Source organism: Streptomyces xanthochromogenes, from assembly GCF_014650455.1.
Taxonomy (GTDB): Bacteria; Actinomycetota; Actinomycetes; order Streptomycetales; family Streptomycetaceae; genus Streptomyces; species Streptomyces xanthochromogenes.
The window spans coordinates 89339-98586 of sequence record NZ_BMUZ01000019.1 but is presented as its reverse complement, the minus strand read 5'-3'; the positions used below and the strand labels follow the sequence as shown (position 1 = coordinate 98586).

The 9248-nt window shown below is 71.4% G+C and carries 9 protein-coding genes; 3 read left to right on the top strand and 6 right to left on the bottom strand.

What is annotated here, in order from left to right:
• Positions 1-55 precede the first annotated feature (55 nt).
• The 6 genes from aroA to IE267_RS36375 all read right to left on the bottom strand — a co-directional run bounded on the left by aroA (position 56) and on the right by IE267_RS36375 (position 5658).
• The gene (gene aroA, locus IE267_RS36400; RefSeq protein ID WP_189766154.1) at positions 56-1342 is read right to left on the bottom strand and encodes a 3-phosphoshikimate 1-carboxyvinyltransferase; all 1287 of its coding nucleotides are present in this window, start codon (positions 1340-1342) and stop codon (positions 56-58) included.
• A gap of 227 nt (positions 1343-1569) precedes the next feature.
• Positions 1570-2709 carry a transaldolase gene (gene tal, locus IE267_RS36395; RefSeq protein ID WP_189766153.1) on the bottom strand — a complete coding sequence of 380 codons (1140 nt, stop codon included), beginning with the start codon at positions 2707-2709 and terminating at the stop codon, positions 1570-1572.
• Positions 2706-3062 (bottom strand): ferredoxin, encoded by a 357-nt coding sequence (gene fdxA, locus IE267_RS36390; protein WP_167152134.1) that lies wholly within the window; start codon positions 3060-3062, stop codon positions 2706-2708. The genes tal and fdxA overlap by 4 nt, the downstream gene beginning before the upstream one ends.
• Positions 3063-3269: 207 nt before the next feature.
• A complete protein-coding gene (locus tag IE267_RS36385) occupies positions 3270-3662 on the bottom strand; it encodes a hypothetical protein (RefSeq protein ID WP_189766152.1) in 393 nt (130 codons plus the stop codon).
• Positions 3659-4417 carry a cupin domain-containing protein gene (locus IE267_RS36380; RefSeq protein ID WP_189766151.1) on the bottom strand — a complete coding sequence of 253 codons (759 nt, stop codon included), beginning with the start codon at positions 4415-4417 and terminating at the stop codon, positions 3659-3661. Before IE267_RS36380 ends, IE267_RS36385 begins: the two co-directional genes overlap by 4 nt.
• Positions 4414-5658, bottom strand: coding sequence for a sedoheptulose 7-phosphate cyclase (locus tag IE267_RS36375; RefSeq protein WP_189766150.1), 1245 nt, complete (start codon positions 5656-5658; stop codon positions 4414-4416). Before IE267_RS36375 ends, IE267_RS36380 begins: the two co-directional genes overlap by 4 nt.
• A 344-nt stretch (positions 5659-6002) precedes the next feature.
• Between IE267_RS36375 and IE267_RS36370 the strand changes: the two genes are divergently transcribed.
• From IE267_RS36370 to IE267_RS36360, 3 genes are all read left to right on the top strand, one after another.
• Entirely contained in the window at positions 6003-7031 is a 1029-nt protein-coding gene (locus IE267_RS36370) for a VOC family protein (protein ID WP_229861631.1), read from the top strand.
• A 100-nt stretch (positions 7032-7131) separates the two neighbouring features.
• Positions 7132-8190 carry a ketoacyl-ACP synthase III family protein gene (locus tag IE267_RS36365; RefSeq protein ID WP_189766149.1) on the top strand — a complete coding sequence of 353 codons (1059 nt, stop codon included), beginning with the start codon at positions 7132-7134 and terminating at the stop codon, positions 8188-8190.
• A 74-nt stretch (positions 8191-8264) separates the two neighbouring features.
• Positions 8265-9248 carry a 3-oxoacyl-ACP synthase III family protein gene (locus tag IE267_RS36360; RefSeq protein ID WP_167152124.1) on the top strand — a complete coding sequence of 328 codons (984 nt, stop codon included), beginning with the start codon at positions 8265-8267 and terminating at the stop codon, positions 9246-9248.

Genomic DNA, 9248 nt, shown 5'->3' with positions numbered 1-9248 from the left:
GTCGCGACAAGTGCGGGTCCGTGGGACTCCCCCGCGGTCAGCCAACGCAACCTGCTCAACGGTGCCCCCTCCGGGCGGCGTGCTGCGGGAAGATCCGGTGCAGTTCCTCGTGAAACCCGGGGAACGTCTTGCCGACGCAGTCGGGGTCGTCGAGCGTGAGGCCCTCGCTTCTGAGGCCGAGCACGGAAAACGCCATGGCGATGCGATGGTCCCGATGGCAGGCGATCCGTGCCGGTGCCGGGCGTCCGGGGTGCACGGTGATCCAGTCCCGGCCGGTACGGGTACGGATGCCCAGGGCCCCCAGGTTCTGCTCGACCGCCGCGATCCGGTCGGACTCCTTGAGCCGTGCGTGCCCGACGCCCCGGATCGTGATGGGGGCGTCGGCCAGCGGGGCCAGGGCCGCCAGTGTCATGAAGGTGTCAGAGACATCACCCATGTCGACCGTGAACCCGCCCCTGAGCTGCCCCGTCCCGGTGACCGTGGTCGCCTCCGGGGTGCTCTGCACGCGTGCGCCGGTGAGCTTGAGCACCTCGACGAACCGGAGGTCGCCCTGGGAACTCCCCGTGCCGAGCCCGGTGACCGTCACGGTGGTGCCGGTGGCCGCCGCCGCGGCGAAGAAGTAGGAGGCCGTGGAAGCGTCCGGTTCGATGAGGAGGTCGGCGCCCCGGTAACCACCCGTGCCGACGGTGAAGACATCGTCCTCTTCGGCGACGTCCGCACCGAAGTGCCGCATCAACGCCGTCGTCATCGCGACGTAGGGCCGGGAGACGAGGTGGTGCACGGTCAGTACGAGCGGTGTGCGCATCAGCGGGCCCGCCATCAGCAGGCCGGTCAGGAACTGACTGCTGAGGGCTCCGTCGAGATTCAGCGTGCCGCCGTCGAGGCCCTGGGAGCGGACCCGCAGCGGCAGCCTGCCGTCCGGGTCGGTGGTGACGTCGGCGCCCAACTGCCGCAGCGCTTCGGCGAGTGGTGCCAACGGCCGGGCGGTGAGCTGGTCGGTGGCTTCGAAGAGTACGTCGCCGTGGCCTGCGGCCGCGAAGGGAGGCAGGAAGCGTGCCGCCGTGCCCGCATCGGCGCACCACACCCGTGCCGGGCCGACCGGGCCCGCACCGAGCCCGGTCAGCGACCACACGTCGTCGCCGCTGGTCCTTTCGACGCGGACGCCTAGTTCCACCAGGGCGTTCAGGAAAGCGACCGTGTCGTCGCTGACCAGCGGGGCACGCAGGGTGCTGGCCGAACGGGCCGCGGCCGCCAGCAACAGCGCCCGATTGGTCAGGGACTTCGAACCCGGGACGCGGGCCTCGAAAGCGGCCGCTCGGGACGTGCCGGGGGAGAGAGCCATGGGGTTCCTTCGTGAAGTGAGTCCGTCACGTACGCGCTCGGCCGGTCCCGTCGCGGGACCTCGCATGCGCGGACTCCTTCCCTCGTGGTGCCGAACGCCGCACGCAGCTTCCGCCGCCGGGCCGGTTCGGACCACGGGTGGCGCCCGAGCTTGTCAGATCGGCGCCCCATGCCGCCCCGAGTTGACGCATTGACCTCGCTCCGCGGCCCCGAGCGGGACGACGGTGGTCACCGCAGCGGGGCCAACGTCCGCCGCTGTGCGTCGAGTTCGCCGCGGACGGCCGTCAGCAGCGCGTCCCAGGTGGCGGCCGACTGCCGGAGGGTCACCGCTTCGAGCGAGCTCACGACCGTCCGGTAGGAGATCCCGAACCAGGACAGGTAGGACAGGACGCGCCGCGACTCCGCGTAGTGGCGACGCACACTGTCGCCCCTGACCTCGCCGTGATCGGCGACGGCGAGCAGCGTCGCCCCGGACAGCACGCTCACCGTGTCGGGGGCCACCAGCTCCTCGACGTACGAGGTGTCGGGGCGCGCCGGTGTCGTGCGGGCGGTCGAGGTCCAGGCGAGGCGCTGAGGTGCGGCCCCGGCCGCCGCGAGAGCGCGCCATCTCGGCGAGGCGAGCGAGTCCTCGTAGATCTCGTACGCCAGACGGGCGTTGGCGATCCCGGCCTTCCCCGACATCGCCCGCGCCTCCGCGCTGCCGGCCCGGTCGAGCTCCCGGTCCACCTCGATGTCGAGGGAGTTGACGGAGAACGAGGCGACCGAGGCGATGGACCGCAGGTCGCGCCCGGCGGCCCGGGCCCGCTCCAGGCCGTCCAGGAAGGCGTCGGACACCTGCGCATAGCGGTCGGGGGAGAAGATCGCGACGGCGTTCACCCCGATGCCCTCCGCGAGGCAGGTGCTGATCGCGGCCAGGTTCGGGGCCGTGGCGGGGATCTTCACCAGCAGGTTCGGCCGGTTGACCGTGCGCCACAGGGCACGGGCCTCGGCCACGGTCGCGCCCGCGTCCCAGGCGTTCCTCGGGTCGACGTCGATGGAGGCGAAGCCGTCGCGTCCCGCGGTGCGCTCATGGGCGGCACGCAGTTCGTCGCACGCCGTGCGGACGTCCTGCGTGGTCAGGGCCCACACCAGCTCCTCCGCGGTGAGGTCGCCATGCGCCAACTCCCTCATCCGCGACCGGTACGGGGGACTGGTGTGCAACAGCTCGGCGAACGCGTCGGCCCGGCCGACCGCCCCCGTGACGCCGTGCGGGCCGACCGCTCGGCGCAGCTCGCTCAGGGTGGTTCCGGAGCGTTGGAAGTCGTCGAGCCAGACGGAGACCCCTTCGCCTGCGAGTCGTGTGAAGACGTCGTTCATGGCGTTGTTCATGACTCCTGCGATCGTGCGGACGGGGATGCCGACAGGGCCGTACGGGTGGGGAGTTCGGCGACGAAGGGGTGGTCGGGTACGGGTTCGCACCGGGCACCGGAGCCGCCGGGGGAGCCGAGCTGGACGAAGACCTCGCGGTCGGCGGTGCGGAACGCGGACCAGTCGCCGGGCAGGTCGTCGTCGTGGAATATCGCCTCGACCGGGCAGACGGGCTCGCAGGCCCCGCAGTCGACGCACTCGTCGGGATGGATGTAGAGCTTGCGTCCGCCCTCGTAGATGCAGTCGACCGGGCACTCGTCGATGCATGCCCGGTCGAGTACGTCGACGCAGGGGGCGGCGATGACGTAGGCCATGGGGTCTCCTGGGGGTGTGCGGTGCGGGGGGTGTGGGGGGTGGCCGTGCGGTACGGGCAGCGGGGGCCCCGGGCGCGGTGGACGTACGTGGGCCGGGGCGCTGGGACTCCTCGCGCCGCGCCGGCCGGGGGCCGGCGTCGGCGGCGGGGCGACGTGCGCCGGTGCGACCGGCCGAGTGGCACCGGGTGCTGGGGGAGGCGCGGGAGGTCAGCGGCCGGTGGGCGGGAGTTCCGGGATGCGGCGCGGCAGCCGGGATGCCACTGCGGCGGGCAGCCCGCGCACCATGACCGCCGTCGCGGGGTGATCGCCGGTGCGCAGCTCCCCGTCGACGCCGTGCGGGATGAGCAGCAGGTCTCCGGCGTCGGCAACGGCAGAGGACAACTCGTTCTCGAACAGGGCGAGTTGACCACTGATGACGAGTACCGCTTCCTCGACGCCGTGGTCGGCCCGGACTTCGAGCCGGGTGCCGGGCCGCAGGTCCCAGTACTCGACGCCCTCGCACTCGCTGTGCAGCATGCCCCGTCTGATCAGGCTCTGCCACTGTGCGGAGCGGTCGCCGACCCGCACGGTGACATCCCCCTGGGCCCTGGAGACGATCACTTCGCGCCGCCTTCGCCATCGACCGCGAGCGTGACCACGAGCAGCCGAAGCGGAACTCCGGCCGCCCGGAAGGTCGACTGCGAGCCGGCCTCGATGAGCAGGCAGGTGTCCTTGACGAGGGTGACGGTCTCCGTCAGGCCGGGTGCTTCCACCACGCCTTCGCCCGCGTGGACGTAGACGGCGAGTTCGGCCCCGGGGCGGCCCACGGCCCGCTCCCCGCCCGCCGCGATGTCGATGACCTCGACCTGCTTGAGCGGTCCGCTGAACACGCCCTTCGTGTCCACGCGCTTCTCCTCGAACAGGTCGTGCACCACGGCCTGGGTCATGTCTGCTCCTTCGGGGGCCGGTGATCCGGACAGCACCGAACTGGTCGCCGGTGCGAGGGTTTCGATGACCCACCAGTCGAGGTGGCCGTCACCGGTGTTGCGCAGGCCGTGGATGTTGCCCACGCTGGTGAGGGCGAGCGAGCCGGCCCGGACCTGTCGGGGCCCGCCGTTGAGCAGGAGTTCGCCGCTGCCCGACAGGATGAGGTAGATCTCCTCGGTGCGGGTGTGCCGGTGCTCGCCGCTGACGCCGTTGGCCGGCAGCGAGGCCCACTCGACGGCCTCGCTCTGCGAGCGCAGTTGCCGCCGGGTGGCGAAGGCCTTCCAGTACGTCTTGCCCTCGGCCCCGTGCACTCCGTACACCGAGGCCTTGGTGCTGGTGTGGCCCACGGCCGTCCACGGGACGGCGGGGCCTTCGAGGGACGCGCTCACTCGGAGTCACCCCAGTGGAGGTCGGCCAACTTCTGCGCGGCGGCGTCGAGTTCGTCCTCGGTGAGGTCGTTGACGAAGGTGGCGGCGCCGATGCCGACCGGCAGCGGCAGCCGCTGCAGGCCGTCGCGGTGGCGCACGGTGTCGCGCAGGGCGGGTATCAGCAGCTTCGGGGTGCACGTCTCGTGCCAGGCGGGCAGGCCGAGGGCGCTGATCACCCGCAGGATCCGGCGCCGCTCCTCGGCGTCGAGCAGGCCGCGCTGCTCGGCGACGACCGTGGTGAGGGCCATGTCCACGGCCACGGCCTCGCCGTGGAGCAGCTCCGGCAGGGCGTGCATCTCGATGACCGGGCTGAACGAGTGCCCGTAGTCCACGACTCGTTCGAGGACCTTCTCCCAGAGGTTGGGCTGCAACTCCTCCAGCATGCCGTGGATCGCCCGCTCGATCACCTCGGTCGCCGGGTCGGCAGGCCGGCCGGGGGCTGCCGCCAGGTCCTCGGCCGTGACGAGTTCGGCCGGCCGCTGCAGCCGGTCGCGCACCAGCTCTTCCCCGTACTGCTCCAGAAGGTCGAAGAGGCGCGCGTCCTTGATCAGGGCGATCTTGAGGATCTCCGCGAGGCCGTTGCCGATGTGCCGGTCGTCGAGGGTGTTCAGGAACGTACGGTCCAGGAGCGTCCGGTCGGCGGGGAAGTACGTGCCGAGGCGGTTCTTGTGCCCGTCGTTGTTCACCCCGGTCTTGGCCCCGACGCCGGCGTCGACCAGGCCGATCAGGGTGGTGGGGATGCGGATCCAGGGGGTCGCGCGCCGGTACATGCTGGCGGCGAAGCCGACGATGTCCATGAGGACACCGCCGCCGATGGCGATGACGGGCTCCCGGCGCCGGTCGATGCCGAAGGCGTCGAGGCCGTCGATGACCTTCAGCACCAGCTCCATGTTCTTGGCCGGCTCACCGGCCGGGAGGGCGAGCAGGTGGTGGTCGACGCCGTGGTGGTCGAAGTAGTTCCTGATGCGGGCGCCGTAGAGCTCGTCGACGACGGAGTCGACCACGATGAAGCGGCGCACCGTCTCGCCCTCGACGGCGTCCTCCAGGATCGCCCGGTTCGCGACGCTCAGCAGGTTCTCCTCCACGCGTACCTCGTAGCCGACCTGCTTGGTGGCTCGTACAGACCAGTGAGTGACCGGGTCTCCGACGGTGAACAGGCCGTCGGAGAAGGTGTGTTCGGTCGACTGAAGGTCCGGCTGCATGCCTGTCTCCTCGATTGGGACGTTGCTGCTCCGCGCGGGGCGACGTCATGTGCCACACGCTGCGGGCTTGATCGCTTCGTCAGGGACTATGGCAGTACTTCAATGCATCTGCAAGCACATTAATGCGTGGTTGGCGTCACCCTCGCCCCTCGGGTGCGCATCGGCGCTGGGAGGCTGTGGGGGTATTTCGGCGCACAATTGGCCGTCGTGTGAGCTCTGTTCCTGGTCGCGCTCTTCTTTGGGTGCCTCGTGAGATCTCTGGTTAGTTGCTTTCAGATGCATAGATCTGTATCGTCCGTGACCACGGGTTTCCGTCACGCAGATCACCGGGAGGGAGCGCGGGCATGCCGCGCCAAGAGGCAGGGGCCGGGCAGCGAACCGGCCGCATCGGTATTCCGTCCATCCGCCGCGTGGACCACTTCGCGTTCACGGTGCTGGATCTCGACGCAGCCGTCCAGTTCTTCGCCGAGGTGCTCGGCGGCGAGCTCTGTTACATCGAAGGGCCCGTCCAGGACCACCAAGGGGACTGGATGCGGCGGAAGTTGGGGGTCCACCCCCGGGCCGTGGCCCAGGTGGCCATGGTGCGGGTCGGCCCCGACACCAACCTGGAGCTGTTCCAGTACGCGGCACCGGGGCAGCGCACCGCTCCGGTGTCGCTGGGCGCCCCGGGAGGGCGCCGGATGGCGCTGCGCGTCGCGAACGTCGATGCCGTGGCCGGCCGGCTGCGCGAGCGGGACGACGTCACGGTGACCTGCGACGCGGTCTGCCCCACCGTGTGGCCGGGGGACTCCGTGCGCCGGGTCGGGTTCACCACCTCGTGGGGACTAGAACTCCAACTGTCCGGCTCCACCGACCCGTTGGCCGCCCCGCGGGGCGCAGCGCCGAGCGGGCCCGCCGAGGTCCTGGGCGCCGATCACCTGGCGCTCACCGTCGCCGACCTGGAGGCGTCCGTACGCTTCTTCACGGAGGTCGTCGGAGCCCGCCCGCTGCCGCTCGTCGGCCCTCGGGAGCGCTCGGGGATGCGGGCCAAGCTGCGCCTGGGGCCCACCGACCGGATCGAGCTGCGGCAGTACGAGGGCGGCGGCACCCCGCCCGCGCCGGGCAACGCCGATGTGGGGGGCTCCCACCTCGCCTTCCACGTGGACGACGTCGACGCCGCGGCCGCCTACCTGGCGGCACAGTCCGGCGTCCATGTGATGGGGGAGCCGGAGACCATCACCCACGGCCCGATCGAGGGCAACCGGTGGGTCTACTTCACCACCCCCATCGGCGTGCAGATGGAAGTCCTGCGCATGCCCGACGGCCAACTCCCCTACGAGCGGCTGACCGACGCCCGTCGGGCGTCCTCCCACGCCTTCGACTGGGCGCACTAGCAACGCACTTCGGCGAGGACCGGGCCGGACGACCAGTGCTGCTCGTCCACCGCCTCTCCCGTTCCGTTCTTCTTCTTCTTCTTTCCGCCACCCTTCTGCCTTGAGGAGCACCACCATGCGGTGGGACCACCTGTACGTCGCCGGCACCGGCGCCTACCTGCCCAAGACCATGAGCGTCGAGGACGCCATCGACGCCGGTGTCTACGACGAGGAGTCCGCCCGGCACAGCGGCCACCTGTCCGTCACCGTCGCCGCCCCCGAGGACAGCATCCCGGAGATGGCGGTACGGGCCGGGCAGCAGGCGCTGCGGCGTTCCGGATACCGCCCCGAGGACGTGGCGGCGGTCACGTACTCCGTCGTCTTCCACAACGGCATCGACATCTGGAACTCCGGCTCCTACATCCAGAAGGGGATCGCCGCGCCGGGCTGCCTCGCGGCCGAGGTGCGCTCGGGCTCCAACGGGGGCCTGGTCGCCGCCGAGCTCGCCGCCGGCTATCTGCACGCCCACCCCACGGCGAAGGTCGCCGTCTCCACCGCGGGCGACCTGTGGACCGACCCGTACTTCGACCGCTGGCGCACCGACCGGATCCTGTACGGAGACGGCGCCGCGGCCGTGGCGCTCTCCCGTGAGGGAGGGTTCGCCCGCATCGTGTCGATGGCGACCTACACCGACCCCGAGCTGGAGGCGATGCACCGGGGCCACGAGCCCTTCGGTCCCTTCCAGCACGACGCCGAGCACCCCATCGACCTGAACCGCCGCCACCAGCAGTTCCTGGAGGACTTCGACAAGGACGAGGTGTGGCGCCGGGTCGAGGGCGGCCTCCAGAAGGCCGCGAACCAGGCTCTGGAGGAGGCGGGCCGCTCCATGGACGAGATGGACCACCTCGTCGCCCCGCACTTCGGCGCCGGTCTGACGCTCCGTCAATGCCTGCGCCCGCTGGGCGTGGAGGACCTGAACCGGACCGCCTGGGACTTCTCCCGGCGCACCGGCCACCTCGGCCCCGCCGACCAGTTCGCGGGCCTCAACCACCTCACCGAGACCGGCGCCCTCACCCCCGGCAAGCGCGTCCTGCTGCTCGGTGTGGGCGGCGGGTTCAGCTGGACCTGCGCCGTGCTCGACATCCTCGAAGAGCCGTCCTGGCGCGGCGTCCCGGCGTGAGCCGCCCCGAGCCCGCGGCCGTCCTTTCGGGTTCAGCCACGACCCCCATCCCCCAGCCAGCGAAGGAGCGGGCCATGCCCGTCGGAATCATCGGTCTCGGTGCGTACGCCCCGCCGCGCGTCATCGACAACGAGCAGATCAGCACGTGGACCGGCGTCACCCCGGAGTGGATAGCCGAACGGACGGGGGTGCACGGCCGGCACTACGCCGACCCCGGCGTCACCACGTCCGCGATGGCGGCCCGGGCGGTCGAGGAGCTGTTCGCCGACTCGCCGCACAGCCGCGAGCGCGTCGGCCTGACGGTGCTCGCCACCTCCACCCCCGACCAGCCGCAGCCCGCCACCGCCGTGCGGATGCAGAAGCTGCTGCGGATGCACAGCACGCCGGCCTTCGACGTGAACGCGGTGTGCTCCGGGTTCGTCTACGGCCTGACCGTGGCCGAGTCGATGCTGCGCACCTCGCCCGACGACGGGACCGCGCTGGTCATCGGCGCCGACATGTACTCCAGCATCATGGACCGCGGCGACCGGCGCACCGTGTCGCTGTTCGGCGACGGCGCCGCGGCCGTGCTGCTCGGCGAGGTGCCCGAGGGCTACGGCATCCACGCGACGCGGCTCTACGCGGACGGCGACGGGGAGGACCTCGTCGAGGTCGCGGCCGGCGGCACCCGCGAGACCGCGGACGACGCGGCCCGCGAGGCGGGCCGGCACTTCTTCCGGATGCAGGGACGTTCGGTCAAGGAGTACGCCCTCCAGATCATCCCGAAGACCGTGGACGACGTGCTGAGCCAGGCCCGTCTGGAGATCGGCGACATCGACCGGGTCTTCATCCACCAGGGCAACACCCGACTCGTCGAGGCCGTGGCCGCGCAGTTGGGCGTGGACATGTCCCGAGTCCCGCTCACCGCACCGCAGTTCGGCAACACGGGCGCCGCCTCCATCCCCTTCACGCTGCGCCACTCGCACCGCGAGCGGCCGATCGAGCGGGGCGAGCGCATCCTGTTCGCGGCCGTCGGCGGCGGGATGACCGCGGGCGCGGCCGTCCTGACCTGGTACTGA

Coding starts and splice junctions, on each gene's coding strand:
- aroA (WP_189766154.1), bottom strand. CDS start 1,342: ATGGCTCTCTCCCCCGGCACGTCCCGAGCGGCCGCTTTCGAGGCCCGC.
- tal (WP_189766153.1), bottom strand. CDS start 2,709: ATGAACAACGCCATGAACGACGTCTTCACACGACTCGCAGGCGAAGGG.
- fdxA (WP_167152134.1), bottom strand. CDS start 3,062: ATGGCCTACGTCATCGCCGCCCCCTGCGTCGACGTACTCGACCGGGCA.
- IE267_RS36375 (WP_189766150.1), bottom strand. CDS start 5,658: ATGCAGCCGGACCTTCAGTCGACCGAACACACCTTCTCCGACGGCCTG.
- IE267_RS36370 (WP_229861631.1), top strand. CDS start 6,003: ATGCCGCGCCAAGAGGCAGGGGCCGGGCAGCGAACCGGCCGCATCGGT.
- IE267_RS36360 (WP_167152124.1), top strand. CDS start 8,265: ATGCCCGTCGGAATCATCGGTCTCGGTGCGTACGCCCCGCCGCGCGTC.